Consider the following 18,510-nt stretch of genomic DNA (forward strand, 5'->3'; position numbering starts at 1 on the left):
TCATCCGCTTCGCGCAAAGCGCCGGGCAATGAGTATCCGGGCAAGTGGCTGCGGTGCCAGCAAGGTCGCCGCGCTCCAGCCTGCAACCAGTAGCCGCTTGGAAAAGCCTTCGATGCCATAGGGCAGCAAAGACCGGATCGCATCGGCCAGTGTGGCCCACCAGCCCCCTGCAACCGCGGGGTGCGCCTGCGGGGCCGAGCGCAGCGATGCCGCGCGCAGCTGCAGCAAATGTCTACCGCGGCGAAGGCAGCCCGCCTCGGGCGCAGTCAGCCCCAGCTTCCGGCACACCGATTCGGCATTTTGATGGCGAAGATAGGCACGGGCAATCTCACGACCAAAGCGGTCAGCCGCAGCTGCGAGACTGCTGTCGTTCGTCCCGTGGATCCGGTATTCGGCCAGCGGCCTAAGAACGGTTTCCACCTCGCCAAGCAGGGGAGCATAGGCAAGGCAGGTCGAATCGGTAGAACTGTCGCAATCTGCGCCGATCGGGAAAAACTTGTCCAGAAAGTCCCGCGCGTAGGCATTTCCCGATCCCGGCGGTGTTGGATATTCGCCCGTCGTCATCATCCAGTTGCGCACCTGCGCGGCGCTTGGCGCCGAAGCGATTGCCGGGACAACAATCCCGAGCGGCTGGCGGTCGGCACCTACACGCATCATCTGAACCTGTACCTTGCTCAAGCCGGATCGCCACGCCGCAGCCACGCAAGAGGCAAAATCAGGTGCAAGAACATCATCAGCATCCAGAAAGACCACAACATCGCCGGACGCCATGGCAAAACCAGCGTTGTTCGCGCAGCGCTGCCCTTGGTTGGCCTGGAAAATCGCTTGGACGCGCGATCCGTAACTACTGATGATTGTGCGCGAATCGTCTGTCGAACCGTCGTCCACCACGATGACCTCAAGCGAGGGCCAATCCTGGTCCAGCGCGCTTCTGATCGCATCGGTGATGAAGCGGCCGTAATTATAATTCGCGATGATCACGCTGAAGCGCAGCGAACTGCCGTCGTCCAAGAGGCTGCTTGAACCCCGGATCATGTAAAGCGCTGGGCAGGCATGTTGCGCGTCGAGTTCCAAATCATGCATTCGTGTTCCTGGGCTCCCAAATGGGATAACCCTCGCCGCTACGCCGCCGTCCCAATATCCGGCGGGCCGCTGACTTGGCACCAAGTGCAGCGATCCAGGCCTTTGCCTTGGCCTTGTCCGCCAGAGGACGAGTGCCTGGCTGACCTGCTTTCACGCCCAGTTTTGCTGCCCGCTGATTGAAAGCATAGACATGACGCAAGCTGCCGTGAAGCGAGCGGACATCATAATTGACGTTGATTGAAATCGACACGGAATCGCCGTTCTGCACGCAATGCGGACCCAGGCTTGGGAAATGGACGCCGTCGCCGGGCTCCAGGTAATAGGTCTGAGCCAGGTGTCGCAAGTCCGGCTTGTAGACCGCGGCGCTAAGGTTTCCGGCGCCGCAATAGGCCGCGATTTCGCTTTCCGGAACGATGGCTCGATCACCGCAAGGCCAGGCGTAAACAGTCTTGCTGCCAGCCAGCTGAAGCAGGAAACTTGCTTCAAGGTCGAAATGGTATGCAGTCATCCGGCCTGGCGAATTTAGGAATACCAGACATTCTCCCATTATGACGTCTTCACGGAAGCGGCGCGAAGAACAGTCGAACATGTCTTGCAGCAAGTCCCGCAGTACCGGTCCAATGATGTCATCCTGCTCAATATGTTTAAGGACAACCAGACTGTTATTGGTTTCGATACCGGCAAGTGTATCGGCCAGTGTCAAGCGCTCTGCCGGGCGCTGGTTCCAGCCGTCCGAAATCCCCGTGATCCCGTTTTGCCAGCCCTTGAACGCATCGCCATCCGGCAACCGTTCGCTTAGCGCGATCAGGTCGGTGACGGTCAGCGGCAATTCCAGCGCAAGCCGGTGCCGAAAACCAAAAGGGCTAAGATTGACATTGGCGAACCGGTCACGGTCACGCGCATCGACCAGTTCAGCAGTACGTGAGGTGTTTTGAAGGATTGGTGACACGGCGTTCATGTCTTGCACCCCTTGTCATTGTCACGGTCCGAATATCCCATGCCGACTTCTGCAAAGATGCGCCTTACGACCTTGCCGATAACAGCAGCGCCTTCGGGACGAAACATGGTGTCGTGAGTGCCGGGGCAGTCGCTGACCATGAAGCCGCCGTTCACATATCCCTTCCAGCCGAAATCACGCGGGAACAGCCGGCCAGGAACCATGGCAGTATTGCGGAACAGCACGACGCGTCCATGGTATGGCCGCATGTGAAAACGTGCCTGACTGGCCCGAAGTACTTCCTCGGGAAACCAGCGGTTGTGATCCTGCATGACGTCCCGTCTGGTGGCGCTTTCAATTAAGCCAAGGCGCGCCAACAGCCGCGTCACGCCCAGACCGCGCAGAAGCCTGTAATTGTCGAGCCATTCAGCAAAGCTGATTTCACCTGCCGCGTGGCGGCGGTGCATGGTGTGGAACGTGCGCCAGCGCACTTGCCAGTTGCGCAAGCTGCGATCGAACAGGCCAAGGTTTTCGCGAAAGCCTGGACGGTAGGTGTCATTAAGGATGACCAACGGCACATCTTCACCTTCCTCCTTCAGTATCCGCGCCGCCTCAAGCGCGATCGCACCAAAGATGCACAAGCCGAACAGCACGTAGGGTCCGTGCGGGCAGGCCAGACGGATCATCTCAACCGCGTCCCGGGCATGGTCGGAAAAATGCCTGTCCGGCAATTCTATGCGCACCGGCGACGGGCAGAACTGGATGTCGATGAAAGGATGATCGGTGCCGATGGCGCGTGCCACCGGATAAAGCACCGAATTGCTGTTGAGGGCAATGATCGGCACGCCGTCACCGGCCTTCTGGATCACGGCAATCCGTTCTTTGAGCGCTTCTATTCGGGGGTTGATCCAGGCAGTCAGCGCGTTGGCTTCTGGCGGCCCGCCGGGCGCCGCATGACGCCGTTCGTGCGGATCAAGCTGAGTGACATCGCCAATGGGCGCGCAAGGATTGGCGATAACCCCCTCAATCACCTTGCGCCAGACCGACAGCAGGGCATCGATTGTCGCGGTGTCATAACGCGCAGTGGCAGCTTCGCACGATAGGCGCCAACCTTCATCGCGGCCAACCATGAACAGGTTAAGATCACGCTGTGCACCAGCGCAGTGACTTGGCACCGATTCGACACGAAATGCGCCAAAGTTTTTGCCACTGACCGACGCGCTGGAGATATTGCTGCGCTGAATGATGATGCTGACCGCATATGACGGATCAGGGTCAGCTGGATCATGGTCGGCCAGGAATGTCTCAACTTCGGCGAACGGCAGCATCTGGTGCTGCATCGCTTCGAACGTCGTGTCACGGACACGGTCCGCAAAGTCGAAAAACGTATCGCCTTCAAGCACCGGGAGCCGCAGCAGGACCGGGTTCAGCAAGGGGCCGACAATGCTTTCCGAGTCTGGATCATCGCGGCCAGCCAACTGTGTTCCCAGGACAATTTCGCGCTCAGCCGTAATGAGATGCATTGCAGCGGCGGCCGTTGAGGTCGCGAGGGACGCAAGGGTGTGGTTCCTGGTCCGCGCCAGAGCCTCGAAACGATCGGTGAGATCGTGCGGCAACAGGATCGAGCGGATCTCTGCCGCTTCGCCGCGCACGACGCCTGGCCGATCCGCGGCAATCGAAAACCTGGCCAGACCGTTGAGCTTGTCGCGCCAATATCGCCGTTGCTGTTCCAGAGCCGGTCCACCAAGCAGGTCTGCTTGCCAGCGCGCGTAGTCCCCGAAATGAAGGTCAACGGGCGGCAAGTCGAGTGACCGACCTGCATCGTGGGCGTCGGCCAGGCGGCAAAACTCATCGACAAAAAGATCGACCGACCAACCATCCATCACAAGGGGATGAACCGTCAAATGCAGGTAGGCCAGATCATGCCCCATCCGCACCAACATGACCCGGACCAAGGGCACCGGCGAACTATTGACGGTAAAGGCGAACGGTTCGCGGGCCGCTGCCAGGCCCAGCTTTTGAAGCTCTGCTTCGCGCAGCGGGGTCGGTAGGTGCCGCAGGTCTACCTGCGCCGGCTTGAAAGAAACGTGTCCAAAAACCTCTTGGGCCAGTGTGCCATCCTGCTGAACGCGAAACCGGGTGCGCAGTATCTCGTGCCGATCAACCACCGTCTGCAGGGCGGTCATCACGGCAGCATCCGAAATCCGTCCTTCGATTTTTCGGCGAAACGCGGCGTTGAGTGCACTTCCCGTGATGTTTTTCATGACCCCGCGCCAGCACGCAGTCTGGTTCGGGGTCGCGGGATAAACACCGACAACCGTATCGTAGGCCGCCCGATCCGCTTGCGGCCAAGGCGAAAGTTCGCCGCGGTTCATGATGCAGGTGTCCCTGCCGTGCCGCGCCGGTATGCTGAAAGCGGCGTTATGGCAGGTGGCTTGTGCAATGCCGGTGCTGCATCTGCCCCAAACATCGCGGCAACTTCACCCAGCGTCGGGTTGGACATAAGGCGTCGGTTATCAAGCGGAAGGCCTTGGTCGGCCATCCTTGCCGCTATGCGGAATATTTGGAGCGAATCCGCCCCCAAATCGAAAATGGCATCATCCCGCGCCACCGACTCAAGTCCAAGAACGTCGGCCCAGATGGTTCCGATCCTGGCTTCGGTCGGGTCGAGATCCGCAGGCTGAGGCTTGCTATCAAGGATCGGTACAGCCGGATTGCCTGCGCGCTCTTCAATGGCCTGCATCAATGCATGGCGATCAAGCTTTCCATTGTCGGTAGAGGGCAGCGCCGGAACAACCAAGAACGTGCGGGGACGCATGTAGACGGGCAAATTACGGGCAACCCGCTCCATCGCGGCCGCAACCAGTGCCGATTCGGTCAGTCCTGCCTCTCCGATCAGAAAGGCGTGGAGTTGGCGGGTTCCTGCTGCGCCGTCCACAACAATGACTGCGGCATCGCGCACTTCGGCCGTACCGCGCAGCACAGCCTCGATCTCGGCCGGTTCGATGCGGTGGCCGTTGACCTTGATTTGCCGATCCGACCGGCCGCAGAACTCAAGCGCGCCGTCCGTGCGCCAGCGCGCCAAATCGCCGGTACGGTACAGGCGCTCACCGGGCGCGAATGAAGCGGTAACAAATCGCTCGGCGTTCAGTGCGTCATCGCCCAGGTAGCCGAGTGACAGCCCCTCGCCGCCGACCAGAAGTTCGCCGGTCGCGCCGCGTGGACACAGCTCCATGCGGGTATCTGCGATATAAACAGTGGTGCGCGCAATCGGCACCCCGATGGGTACCGGGCCATCGCCCCAACCATCGGCTGAAAAGACATGGCACGCCGTAAACGTAGTATTCTCTGTCGGGCCATAACCGTTGACAAGGCGCACGTGCGGCAGTGCTTGCTGCAGCTTGCGCACATGGCTGGGAGAGAGAACATCGCCGCCGGCAAGAATCTGGCGCAGCGGCCTGAGCACTTCCATGCCTTCATCGACAAGTGTATGGAAAAGCGCCGCAGTGAACCATGCGGCGGTGACCCCATGTGTTCGAATTACCGCATCGATCTGGGCCAGTGACGGCTTCGGCGCCGAAACCACCGCCAGCGCCCCCCCGTGCAGCAGTGCACCCCATAATTCCAGCGTGCTGGCGTCAAACCCCAGCGGAGCCAGATGCAGGAATGTTTCGTCCGGCCCGAAGTGCGCGAAGTCCTGGTCTGTGACGAGCCGAACTGCAGCGCGATGAGGAACAACGACCCCTTTGGGCAGCCCGGTCGAACCCGACGTATACATGACATAGGCGGGATCGTCGGCCTGCACTGATATGTTCGACGGTTCCGCCGGATACGATGACAAGCTATTGAAAATGTTTTCAAAGTCGACCGCGTCAAAATCGGCTGGCAAATCCAGAGCAGTGCCTGTTTCGGTTGACCCAACCAGTACAAGCGCCGCGCCGACATCGCCTGTCACGTATTTCAGGCGTTCGGCGGGGTACGCAATGTCCAGCGGTACATAGGCTGCACCCGCTTTAAGAATACCTATGATTGCAATTACCGTCCGCGCCGATCGTCCTGCCAGCAGCGCAACCCGGTCACCTTTGCCAATTCCGCGCGCAGTCAGGGCATTTGCGAACCGGTTCGTTTCTGCATCAAGCTGGGCATAGGACAAATGCCCTGTTTCCGAAGCGATTGCGACGTGCGCCGGATCAAGGGCAGCAGCCGCAGCAAAGCGCCCCACTATCGTTGCGTCATCGGGCAGTCTTTCGAAACGGGTGTTTCTGCTGGAAATCCAGGCACGTTCTTCATTCCCCAGCAAGTCGATAGTGCCAATCGCCTGGCCGGGATCTGCCACCAATGCGCGCAGAACCTGGCGAAGGTTTTCCGTCCAGCGGGCTATCGTTTCGGCATCGAACAAATCGGTCGAATAGTCGACCTCGAGGCGCAGGCCGTCGCTCGATTCCACCATGTTGAAAAACAGATCGAAGTTTACCGCAGCCTTGGGATTGGCGACAAGCGTCGCCGCAGTGCTGCCAAAATCGATCCCTTCGCCCAGTCGCTCAAGATTGAATTGCACATCGGTCAGTGGAGTGCGGTTCGGATTACGCGGGATCTTGAGCGCGCGAACAATCGCACCATAAGTAACGTCCTGGTGCTCGAACGCTTCCATCACCATCGTCTTGACCGTCGCAAGGTGATCTCCAAGCGAAGTCTCCATCGTAAAGGGCGCGCGTAGCGGCAGGAAGTTCACGCAATGGCCGGCCAGAACGTGGTCTTCGATCAACGCCTGGCCAGCAGTCGGGCAACCGACAATGACATCGCCCTCGTTCGCCAGCCGGCCAAGTGTCACCTGCAAGGCGCCGAACAGCGTCGCGAATAACGTGCAGCCCAGCTTTGCCCCGGCTTTGCGCACAGCCTGCGTGAAAACGGCATCGTATCGTGCTGAGAACGTTGCGCCTTTGAATGACTTTAGCGGCTGGCGTGCACGGTCAACGGGAAGCGCGAGCGGCTCTGGCGGATCTGCGAGCAGCGATTGCCAGTAATCAAGTTCGACCGGACCGATGGGTGCCTTGCCATCACGCTCAGCCGCATAGGCTGAGAACGGCAGCGCCGGATCAAGTTCAGGCGCAGCGCCCGTTTGCATGGAGCGGTAGATTGCCGCCACCTCGTTCGCAAACAGGTTGGCGGTCCAGCCATCGAAGACGATGTGATGCGCCGTTATGACCAGGCTGAACCGGCCATCGCCCAGATCGACAATGCCGCCGCGGATAAGCGGGCCCTTGCACAGATCGAACGGATTTGCCGCCTCGTCCGCCAGCAGCGCTCCCAGTCCCTGTTCGTCGGTGCGGACAACGGGCAGATCGATCGTCAGCGAAGGCGCAACCAGCAGGGCGCTCTCTCCCCGCGCCAGCACCGAGCGCAAGGCATCGTGGCGGGCAATAAAGGCGTTGACCGCCTGGTTCAGTAACGCGGCATCAACCGGACGGTCAAACGCCAGCGATATTGATTCGTTGAAGGCGCAGGACGCATCATCACCCATCTGGGCTGATAGCAGCACTTCCATCTGCGGTTCGGTCAGCGGGACTTTCAGCCACGTTTCCTGCGCGTTTGCCTCTGCTGCCGATTGGCTGCCCGGCAGGATCCCTGCAGCTTGCAATTCGTCAAGCGAGTCGGCTGCGGCTGCGATGATAAGATCAAGATCGGCCTGGCTGTGTGCCGTGGTCAGGAAGCAGGGATAACCATCAAGGATGTGGACGCCGCGTAGCCGCATGGCGTGGCTGAACAGGCCGGCCAACCGGTCGGCGCCCGAATGGTCGAGCATGAACCAGCTGGAATAGCCATTGATCGGCGGCACGATCCCGCGATCGGTGAAAACCCGGCGCAGGTCTTGCACCAGGCTGTCGCAGCGCGCCGCAAGCGACGTTTGCAGTTCGGGCCCTGCCGCTTCGATATGGTCAAGCACAGCTTTGCACGCGGCCATGACCAAGGGGTGGCGCACGAACGTTCCGGCGAAGAATGTTGGCGCAACTTCCGGGAAACTTTCGTCGCCAAACTGCCAAGCCCCGCCGTCCAGCGCATCGAGGAATCGGCTTGATCCGGCCAGGACGCCGACGGGCATGCCCCCGCCGACAACCTTGCCGTAAGTAGCCATGTCAGCCTTGATCCCCAGCACCGCCTGCATCCCCCCGGCGTGCGTGCGAAAGCCAGTGACCACTTCGTCAAACACCAGCGCGATTTCCTCTGCTTCTGTAAGGGCGCGGAGCGAACGGAGGAAATCAAACGGGCGAAGTTCGGGATGGCGGCTCTGGACGGGCTCAGCGATCACGGCCGCTATGTTGTCGGCGTTGCTGGCTATCCAGTCCAGCGATTCGGCCGCTCCATAGGGCAGCACCACCATGTGCGATACCGCTTCGGGCGGGATGCCCGGGGCGATCGGAACCGCGCGGGCGAAGGCAGCCTTGCCTCCGGCCTTGACCAGTACTTCGTCAAACTGGCCGTGATAATCGTTGTTGAATACTACGACTTTGTCGCGTCCGGTCACGCAGCGCGCGACGCGCATCGCTGCCATGACGGCTTCGGATCCGGTGTTACAGAACGTTACCCGTTCCAGCCCAACCAGCCGCGAAAACTGCTGAGCAACCTCACCCGCCAGTGGGGACTGCGGGCCAATGGCAAATCCTTTTTCCAATTGTGCAGCAACAGCTTCGGTAACGAAATCGGGCGCATGGCCAAAGGCCGTCTGACCATAACCATTGACCAGATCGACATATTCGTTGCCGTCGACGTCCCAGATTTTCGATCCCTTGGAACGCGCGGCGACAACCGGAAATACCATTTCCTTCCATTCTGCCCGGAAGCCCGAGGCTGAACGCGGATCGGCGAAATAGGGGCGGTGCTGCTGGGTCTGCGCTTTCGATTGCGGCATCCGGGCGCACGTGCGCGCGGTCAGGTCGGCAATCAGTGCGCGCTGGGCCGCCGTCAGCAAGTCCGCATCCTTGGCTACCGGACGGTAAGGGCGAAACCGTGATGGCGTATTTCCAGACGTTTCGTCAGTCTGCGCCACTGAAGGCAAGGTAGGTGCCGCTGGAATTGCCGGTGCGGTCGTCGCTGCTGCAGCGGGAGCAAAGGCCTGCGCTGGCATGGCACTCAACACTTCTAGCTGGCGGTTGATTACAGCCTGCATCGCATCGAGCTGCCCCTGGAAGGCCGCGGCGATGTCACCCGCAGGTCCCGCAGGCGCCGCTTTCGCCGCGTTCTGAGTGACCGGAGCCGGGGCAAGCTGCACGGCCACCGGTGCGGTCACAACCGGAGCGACTTGGGCAGGGACGATCAGATCCAGGTGATCGGCAAGGGCGGCCATGGTCGGCAGATCACCCATCAACTGGCGGAAGGTCAGCTTGACCCCGAAATCACGCTGCACCTTGGTTGCCACCCGGCCCAGCAGCAGCGAATCGAAGCCCAGCTCAAGGAACGGCACATCGCCATCGGCAGCAGTAATCTGCTCCCCCGACAGGTCCTCAAGGATGGCGGCAAGACGTCCAACAAACGCCTCCTGCCGGTTTACGGGGTCAGCATTGTGATTTGCAGTCATGGCAGTCACTTCATTTTCCAGATGTTCGGTTGCGGCTGCGTCCGCAGGGAGGGTGGCCGGCGCCGCGATCGCCGGCTCGGGAAGACGTTGCGGTGGATCGATCCAGTAGGTCTTGCGCTGGAACTGGTAAGCCGGAAGGATCACCTTGCGCGCGTCAGGACCGTAAAGATCGGACCAGTCGGGATCCGCCCCGCATGCCCAGAGGCGTGCGGCGGCGCTGTAGAAAGTCTGACGGTCGCGCTCGGCATCGCCGCTATCGGGCATCGACTGGACCACTGCCGTATACGACGTGCGCTCAATCCCTTGCGTCGCAAAAGTCGACAGAGCCCGGCCCGGTCCGACTTCGAGCAGAACCGGCCTGGCATCGCCCACTACGGTCGCCAGCGCCGCGGCAAAGCGAACCGGGGCGCGGCAGTGGCGCGCCCAATAACCGCCGCTTGCAGTATCCGGCGACCCGGCCCAATCCCCGGTTACTCCAGACACGTAGGGCGTATGCGGTTCGGCATAGCAGAATGTGGAAGCGAGCTGTTCGAGTGCAGCCACCACCGGGTCCATCATCGCGGAATGAAAGGCGTGCGACGTATGCAGCTGGCGGGTTTCAATACCCGCTGCTTCCAACCGGGCTTCAAGTTCGGCGATGGCCTGATCGGGCCCAGCCGCTACGCACAGTTCGGGCGCGTTTATCGCCGCGATATCAGTTTGCTGACTTAGCAGGGGCGCCAAAATGTCTTCAGACGCACGTACCGCCAGCATTGATCCCGGTGCCACACTTTGCATCAGTTCACCGCGCCGGATGACAAGCGCCAGCGCGTCTTCAAAGCGCATTACACCCGCCAGGGTCGCGGCAACGAACTCGCCGATGCTGTGTCCGATCATTGCACTGGGCCGCACCCCGCGGGCCAACCACAATTGCGCCAACGCATGCTGGGTGATGAACAGTGCCGGCTGCGCGTTAGCAGTCTGGCGCAAACGATCCGCAGCCGCGTCGCCGCCCGCGCCATCCAGCAGCAAGGCGCGCAGATCTGATCCGGCCCGCGCCGCAAAAAGATCGCATCCAGCATCGATCCATTGCCGGTAGATGGGCTCATCGCGGTATAACGTTGCACCCATGCCGGGATACTGCGACCCCTGCCCCGGAAACATGAACACTATCGGAGGCGCCGACTTTGCTTGTTCGCGAAGCCCACGACGCGGCAGGTTGCGCAGCGCTTGCACGGCCTCTCCCCGCGTCGCTGCCACCACAGCTGCCCGCTCACGCCGGGCGGTGCGGCCCTCGGCCAGGGTAATGGCCATATCGGCCATTGCGGCTTCGGGGTGGCTTTCGATATGATCGGCGAGCGCTGCGGCCATCGCGTCGAGCGCAGCGGGTGTCCTGGCCGAAATCGGCAGGACTTGCAGGCTTTCTGCGCCTTGCGCGTGATCGGCTGTCGGCGCTTCTTCAAGCACCAGATGCACGTTGGTGCCGCCGACCCCAAATGAGCTGACTCCGGCACGGCGCGGTTTGTCATGACGCGGCCATGGGGCCAGCGATGTTTCAACCCTGAACGGACTGCCTTCAAAGACGATGTGCGGATTGGCCCGCTCAAACCCGGCAAGCGGCGGGATTGCGCCGTTTTCAAGGCACAGCACGGCCTTGATGACTCCGGTTACTCCGGCAGCGACGTCAAGGTGGCCGATGTTGCTTTTGGCTGAACCCAGCGCACAGACTGCCTCAGGACAATCATCGCCAAAGGCTGTGACCAGGCCGGAAAACTCGATCGGATCGCCCAGCGGCGTGGCGGTTCCGTGCAATTCGACATAACCGATAGACGCCGGATCTACCCCTGCCGCTGCGTGGGCAGCCCTGATAGTGCGCGCCTGGCCTTCGGCGCTGGGCGCCGTAAAGCTGCCTTTGCCGCCGCCGTCGTTGCCGATCCCGCTGCCGCGGATCACAGCATGGATATGGTCGCCTTGCAGCAGGGCATCTTCCAACCGCTTGAGCAGAACGACCCCTGCCCCGGACCCGAAAACCGTGCCAGATGCGCCTGCATCCAGCGGGCGGCAATGCCCGTCATCCGATCCCATGCCGCCATCCTGCGACAGATACCCGCGTTCCTGCGGGAAAGTGATCGAAACCCCGCCTGCCAGCGCTGCATCGCACTGGTGCAGGATCAGGTTCTGGCAAGCCTGTACGATGGCAACGGCCGATGTCGAACAGGCGCTGAGCACCGTCATCGCCGGGCCGTGAAGGCCCAGCTTGTAGGCCACGCGAGTCGCCAGCGCATCGGGCAGCGAGCCGACCAGGGTTTCCATGTCATCAAGCTGATAAGTGCTGGCGAATTGCATCGCTCGCTCAGTCCCGGCCAGCACGTTGCCAATGAGGTAGGTCGGCATGCTGGCCCCGGCAAAGACGCCGACCGAGCCTTCGAAGCGCTGCGGATCAAGGCCGCCACGTTCCAGCGCTTCGAGCGCAATTTCCAGGAACAAACGGTGCTGCGGATCGGTCAGCCGCACCTCATGCGGGTTCATCGCAAACAGATCGGCATCGAAATCCGCCGGAGATTCAAGAATTCCGCGCGCGCGCACAAAAGCGGGATCCGCCCGTGTCGCCGGATCGAACCAGTCTTTCAAATCCGCATCGTCGAAGCGGGTAATGCTGATTGCGCCGTTCTTCTGGTTTGCCCAGAACTGTTCGATCGACCGCGCACCAGGAAAACGGCCGCTCATCCCAACGATTGCTATGTCGTTCGGGCGGGTGGCCGCCTGTGAAGCACGAGAAGCAGGCTTTATGGCGGAACGAGCCTTCGCCCCGCCAAGGTATTCAGCCAGCCCGCGCAAGGTCGGGTTGGCAAAGAGGCCGGTGATCGGCAGATCGCGCCCCTCTTTGCGGCACAGCGCGGCGTGGACTCGCATCAGTTGCAGCGAGCGACCACCCAGTTCGAAGAAATTGTCATCGGGACCGACCGAATCGAGTCCCAGCACATCACTCCACAGTTTCGCAATGTCCGCTTCGGCGGTCTGCGTCACAATTTGTGCAGACCCGTGTCCGGCGCTTTTCAGTAGCGCCACGCGGTCGAGTTTCCCGTTGGGGGTCAGGGGGAAAGCATCGACCGCGTGGATCCTTGACGGCCAAAGATAGTCGGGCAGAATATCGCGCAGTGAAGCCGAAAGGTTTGCGCTGAACTGCCTTTCATCACCGGAACAGTCCGATGAAGTGACAAAGGCGATCAGACGTTTAAATCCGGTTGCGCTTGTTTCGACCAGCACCGCGGCGTCTGTGACATCGGCGCAGGTACGCAGCGCTTGTTCAATCGCGGCAGGTTCGATCCGCTTGCCGTCGATTTTGATTTGGCGGTCCAAGCGGCCAAGGAATTCAAGTTGGCCGCCGGGCAGTTCGCGCGCCAGATCACCGGTCAGATAAACCCGTTCGCCGATCGGATCGGGCGCGGCCACGAACTTTTCATGGGTCAGTGCATCATCACCCAGATAGCCGATAGCCAGACCATCACCGCCGGTGACAAGCTGCCCGGTTTTGCCAGTCGCTACCGGTTGCAGGGCATCGTCAACTATCCACGTCCGCGTCCCTTTGATCGGGCGCCCGATTGGCGCGCTTTCACAGGGCCATGGCCCTGCTGCCAATTTGGCACAGCACGTGAAAGTCGTGTTTTCGGTTGGACCGTAGCCGTTAATCACCGCGCATCGCGGCGCTGCCTCCTGCAGTCGGCGAACATGATCGACTGACAGAACGTCCCCGCCCGCCAAGACCTGGCGAAGTTGGGCCAAGGCATCGATCCGCTCGTCGATCATCAGATGGAACAGGCCCGCTGTCAGCCAGGCAGTGGTCACCCCGCAGCCGGTGATAACCGCGGCGATCTGGTCAAGCGAAGGCCGGTCATCGGGTACAATGGCCAAGGTCCCGCCATTGAGAAGCGCGCCCCAGATTTCGAACGTACTGGCATCGAAGGCCAACGGCGCAGCGTGCAGGATGATTTCGTCCGGGCCAAGGTGGCAGTAATCCTGATCCAGCACCAGCCGGCAGGCGGCCCGGTGCGGGACGATGACGCCCTTAGGCTGGCCCGTCGATCCTGACGTGAACATAATGTAAAGCGGATCGTCGGCGCCCGGTTCTGGCAGAGTATCGAGCGGCGCGGTGCCAGCCGCTTCATCGCCCGATGTGACGGGCCAGATAGCAAGGCCATGTTCGCCCAGTTCAGCCGGTGCCGGAACTGATGTCAGGATCAGTGCTGGCTTGGCCAAATGCAAGACCTGTGCCGCCATGGATTGCGGCATTTGCGGGTCGAGGGGCATGTAGGCAGCACCCGCCAACATGACGCCGACGATTGCCGTCAGTGTATCGAGCGAACGCGGCGCTGCGATCGCGACCGTATCGCCGTTGCCGATGCCCGCGGCGTTCAGGCGATTTGCCAGGCGCCGCGATCTGCCAAGTAGCTCTTTGTAGGTCAGCGGGACCTGGTCAGGCTGGATGGCTGCAATGGCGTCGGGCCGGAGCAGTGCGGTGGTAACGAAGGCGTTGGCTAAAGCCGAACGCGCAGAGCCCGAAGCGCTGTCACCCGCACCATGCTCCTCCTGGAAAGCACCTGAAGAATTGAAGCCTTCGTCCTGCAACCTTGGAAATCCCCCACCGAATAAAGCGAAGTCTATTCAAGGCGGAACCCGCAGGAAACTACCATTCCGGAGCATCTGGCAGGGGTAAGCGAAGCCCAGACTGGCTAAAGGGGGTAGACGTCCTAGACCGATGCGCGATTGCTGCCGAAACGGAAAACGCGGAAAAGAAAGGCAAATGACGCAAGTTCACGATCGCCACCCGCTTGGTCCATTTTGGGCTGCGGACGAAGGGAGTTTAGCCGCACAGCGCCGCGCGGCGCATGCGGAAGATCTTGGCCGCATAGTGCAAACGGTTGATCAGCCATGCAAACTGGACGATTTCATCGTTGCATGGGCGGCAGAGGCGCGGCCCGGATCGCAAATGTCCGCGCAAATGATCACTTCGATCTGTCAGCTTGGCCCCGAAGTGCTGACTGAAAACGGGGTGACAATTTGGTGCGGCCGGCCGGCAGCCGAAGATGGCGAGATGGACTTGGCCCGGTTGTTGTACCTGCTTTCACCAGAAGAACGCCGCACGGCAGCACGGTTCCGTTTTCCCGACGATCGGTGGAGCTTTGTCGCGGTGCATTCGGCGCTTCGCCTGATGCTGGGACAATTACTGGGATGCGATGGTTCGGAAGTACGGTTTGTCTCTTCGGACAAGGGCAAGCCGTCGCTCGATCAAGACCGCCATTTGCAAAAGGCGGCCCGGGCGGTTCATTTCAACATTGCGCACACACGCGGGATGGTTGCGATCATCGTGGCGAACGTTTCCGTCGGCATCGATGTCGAGCGCGTGCGGCCGCTGTCCGACATGCGGGTGCTGGTGTCCGGCCTCATGGCGCCAGAAGCCATGGCAGCCTATGACGCGGCGCAAGACTGTGAAGATCGCTGCACTCTTTTTTTCAGGAACTGGACTTTGAGCGAAGCCTTTATCAAGGCGACGGGCGAAGGGGTCGGGCAGGGTCTGTCATCCTTCGCATTCACCCAGCATGGCAAGCCGCGGCTGCTGCGGACTGATGCGCAGTGGGGACCGGGGGAACGGTGGACATTTGGCCAGCTGGCCGGCCCGTCGCGCGGTGCGCACAGCAACTGCCGCGCGGCGGCGTGAACAGTTAGGCGAATGACTGGTCTTGCGCTTCGCGACAAGGTCGCCCGCGGTGCGATCCTGCTTGGATCGACACGGCTTTTGGCGCGCGCCCTGGATCTGGTCACCTTGATGGTGCTGACGCGCTGCCTCCTGCCACAGGATTTCGGGATCGTGGCGCTGTCGCTTTCCATCATGCAGGTTGCCGAAGCCGTGCTTGAATTGCCGACTGGCCAGGTCTTGATGCGCCTGCCGGCAATTCGCCGCAGCCATCTCGACACGGCCCTGACCATCGCCTTGATCCGCGGGATTGCCATTGCGGCGGTGCTTGCGCTGCTATCGGTGCCCTTTGCCCATTTCTATGGCGATCAGCGACTGGTTGCGCTTGTCTGTGCCATAGCGGTGGCCCCCCTGTTTCGGGGACTGCGCAGTCCCAAGCTTGTCCTGCTTTATCGGCGGCTGCGCTTCAAGGAAGACGGTTACAGCGAGTTTGCCGGCAAGCTGGCTGCATTGGCAGTAGCTGCGACGCTGGCGATTACTACGGGCAGCTATTGGGCGATAGCCGCCGGCACGATCGCCAGCCCGGTTGTCAGCGCTGCAGTATCCTTTGTTCTGGTGCCCTATCGCCTTCGCCTGACATTGCAGCACTGGCGCCTGTTCCACCATATCATTGGCTGGAACGTGGCCGGACAGACGATCAGCGCGCTCAACTGGCAAGCCGACCGGTTCGTGCTCGGCCGGTTGGCCACCCACGCGGTTCTGGGGCTTTTTTCAACCGCGCGCGAGTTTGCCGCAATCACCTACAAGGTCCTGTTCGATACATTGCAACGCCCGATTTTTTCGGCTCTGGCGGCAGCCAGCCACGATCCTGAACGCTTCAGGGATGTTTACCGCAAGACGATTTCGGCAACCTTTTCGATCGCACTGCCAGTCACGCTTGGACAGGCCCTTGTCGCACCCGAACTGGTCCGCTTGTTCCTGGGCAACCGCTGGATGATTGCGGTGCCGGTATTCCAGATCATCTCTCTGACTCTGATACCTGGCCTTTATTCCAGCCTGACCGCGAACCTGTTTCTGGCAGCGGGACGGCCCGAGCTGGTGTTCAAGCGCAACTTGCAGGACTTTGCCTTCCGTATTCCGGCGGCCATATTGCTGATCAAATGGTATGGCCTTTATGGCGCGCTTGGGGCCTTGGTTGCGGCGGACGTGCTGCTTGCCGTGCTGTGCATGCGGTCGGTCAGCAAACTTATCGGCCTGTCGGTCTTTTCCCAGATCTGGGCCCTGCACCGGGGTTTGGTCAGTGCGGTAATTATGGTCGCCGCCATCCTGGCGACGCGGCAGATGACACCCGTTGCGGACACGGTCGCTGCGGCTGTAGCTGGGCTGGCAATCGTCGTGCCGCTGGCCGCGCTGGCCTATGTCGGAGCGCACTTGATCGCCTGGACAGTCAGCGGCAAGCCAACGGGGATTGAAGAGGTAGGCCTGCGCATTGCGCACACCGCCTTGGCCCGTATGCCGGGAATGACCAATCCGGGGCCTGCCCGATGACCATGACTCAATCCGCTTTCGAAGTGGTCGTCATGGCGCTGTGCCCGGAAGATCATCTACGCCGCTTTTGTGAATATTATCTGGATCAAGGTGCGGCGCGGATCCACGTCTATCACGATGGCCCGCCGGACTTCGCGACGAATGATCCCCGTATCGCCATGACAATCTGTGACGATGCCTTTTGGCAAGACCTGGACATGGAGCGCCCCTTCGGCGTGGAAGAGCGGCAGCGGTGCGTCTATCGGCAGGCGTACGCACGGTGCCATGCCACTTGGCTGTTGATCGTCGACATCGACGAGTACGTCTTTGGGCCCGCACCGCTTGATACGCTTCTAGGAACTGTTGACGATAAATCCGACTGCGTCCGCTTCACCAGTGCCGAGGCCGTTTATTGCGCCAGCGATGCCGTGACTTGCGAGTTTGGTGCGTCCCTGTTCCGCCTGCCGATGGAACGGCATTTTTCGCCGCTGCTGGCACGTCTGATCTACGGCATACGGGGCGGCCTGTTCACGCGCGGGCTGCTGGGCCATTCGCGGGGCAAGCAGGCCGTACGCAGCGGCAATGCAGCGCTGGTGATTGACATCCACGATGCCGGTATTTCTGCGTCGGAGACGATCCGCTTCGATGCTACAGAGCACTGCGGGTTTCATCTCGCGCATTACGATGCAATCAGTTTCCAGTGCTGGGCGGCCAAGTGCGCTGACCGCCTCAGCCGCGGTGACGCGCAGGAAATGGGACGCAAACGCGAGCATCAATTGCAACTGTTCGCAGCGTGCCGATCCGAAGACGAACGCGAACACCTGTTCAGGCGCCTCTACGCGCTTTCGCCGTGGCAAGCTCGCTTGCTTGAAAGGCTGGGATTATTGGTGAAACGGCCCCGGGCGCTGGAAGATCAAGGCGGGCGGCCTATTGGTTCCTTTGCGGATCAAGCCTTGCGTAGTAGCCCTGACTTGACGATTGGCCAAAAGCTGGATGCTTGAAACTGAGATCGCCGATCTCCCATTGGTCGATGATTTTATAACCCAGTTCGGCCAAGCTCGCCTCGAAGGCAGCCCGGCCCAAGACCAGATAAGGGACTTCGGCACCTGGAAAGACTTCCAGGGTGACCACCGTTTCACCGTCTCGCACAGCAACCTTATTCAGCAACAGGTGTTCCGGTAGCCTTGGCAGGCGGCGCATGAACGCGGCAAACGGTTCATCAAGATATTGCAGCAAGCCCGAACCCAGCATTACATCAGACGGAGGGACAGCAGCCAGATCGTCATGGAAACGCAGGCTGCCGAGCCCATCTTTCAGCGCGCGCCGCCGGCCAGCCTCTGCAATCGCAGGTACTTCATAGACGATCCATTCAAAATCGGCCGGCAGGTCCAGCAAATCGCGCCATGCCCGGTATTTTGTTCCCATGTGCCCAGCTGCATCGAGGATATTGTCATAACGTGGGAGAAGTTTGCCGAGCCAGAACAGCACGGGATAATCCCATAGCGTCACGGCACACATTTGTTCAAAGGCAACGTCGGCAATTTCAGCATGGTCGTAGCCGGCCAGATGGCCTGGGCGTACGTTGCTCATCGCGGCGGTATAGTCCGCGAAGCGCCCTCTGAATCGTCGCCGGATATCATCGCGGATCAGCAGGCTGACTTTGCGCTTGACCTCAGCCAGGCCCAAAGCGGTTACAACATTGCGCATTGTTCGCTGGAC

At 60.9% G+C, this 18,510-nt stretch carries 8 protein-coding genes; 3 read left to right on the top strand and 5 right to left on the bottom strand.

Features of this window, described 5'->3' with window-relative positions; all coding sequences use genetic code 11:
- The 4 genes from Q0L62_RS04015 to Q0L62_RS04030 are packed head-to-tail and all read right to left on the bottom strand — an operon-like array spanning nt 1 to nt 14,198.
- Complete coding sequence (locus Q0L62_RS04015) at nt 1-1,083, bottom strand: glycosyltransferase family 2 protein (RefSeq protein ID WP_296676778.1); 1,083 nt, start codon at nt 1,081-1,083, stop codon at nt 1-3.
- A complete protein-coding gene (locus Q0L62_RS04020) occupies nt 1,076-2,041 on the bottom strand; it encodes a hypothetical protein (RefSeq protein WP_296676781.1) in 966 nt (321 codons plus the stop codon). Before Q0L62_RS04020 ends, Q0L62_RS04015 begins: the two co-directional genes overlap by 8 nt.
- Nucleotides 2,038-4,395 carry a condensation domain-containing protein gene (locus Q0L62_RS04025; RefSeq protein WP_296676784.1) on the bottom strand — a complete coding sequence of 786 codons (2,358 nt, stop codon included), beginning with the start codon at nt 4,393-4,395 and terminating at the stop codon, nt 2,038-2,040. The genes Q0L62_RS04020 and Q0L62_RS04025 overlap by 4 nt, the downstream gene beginning before the upstream one ends.
- Nucleotides 4,392-14,198: a non-ribosomal peptide synthetase/type I polyketide synthase gene (locus tag Q0L62_RS04030; protein ID WP_296676786.1), complete on the bottom strand. Its 9,807-nt coding sequence runs from the start codon at nt 14,196-14,198 to the stop codon at nt 4,392-4,394. The genes Q0L62_RS04025 and Q0L62_RS04030 overlap by 4 nt, the downstream gene beginning before the upstream one ends.
- A 175-nt stretch (nt 14,199-14,373) precedes the next feature.
- Here Q0L62_RS04030 and Q0L62_RS04035 point away from each other — a divergent pair, with 175 nt between their 5' ends.
- Genes Q0L62_RS04035 through Q0L62_RS04045 form a run of 3 tightly spaced genes read left to right on the top strand, consistent with a single transcriptional unit; the run spans nt 14,374 to nt 17,792 of the window.
- On the top strand, nt 14,374-15,288 hold the full coding sequence (locus Q0L62_RS04035; RefSeq protein WP_296676787.1) for a 4'-phosphopantetheinyl transferase superfamily protein: 915 nt from the start codon (nt 14,374-14,376) through the stop codon (nt 15,286-15,288).
- A 12-nt stretch (nt 15,289-15,300) separates the two neighbouring features.
- A complete protein-coding gene (locus Q0L62_RS04040) occupies nt 15,301-16,812 on the top strand; it encodes an oligosaccharide flippase family protein (protein WP_296676789.1) in 1,512 nt (503 codons plus the stop codon).
- A 32-nt stretch (nt 16,813-16,844) separates the two neighbouring features.
- Nucleotides 16,845-17,792, top strand: coding sequence for a glycosyltransferase family 2 protein (locus Q0L62_RS04045; protein WP_296676972.1), 948 nt, complete (start codon nt 16,845-16,847; stop codon nt 17,790-17,792).
- Here Q0L62_RS04045 and Q0L62_RS04050 read toward each other — a convergent pair.
- On the bottom strand, nt 17,719-18,498 hold the full coding sequence (locus tag Q0L62_RS04050; RefSeq protein ID WP_296676790.1) for a methyltransferase, TIGR04325 family: 780 nt from the start codon (nt 18,496-18,498) through the stop codon (nt 17,719-17,721). The two genes, Q0L62_RS04045 and Q0L62_RS04050, sit on opposite strands and share 74 nt — an antisense overlap.
- Between the last annotated feature and the right edge of the window lie 12 nt (nt 18,499-18,510).

It is taken from the genome of Novosphingobium sp., assembly GCF_024642085.1.
Taxonomy (GTDB): Bacteria; Pseudomonadota; Alphaproteobacteria; order Sphingomonadales; family Sphingomonadaceae; genus Novosphingobium.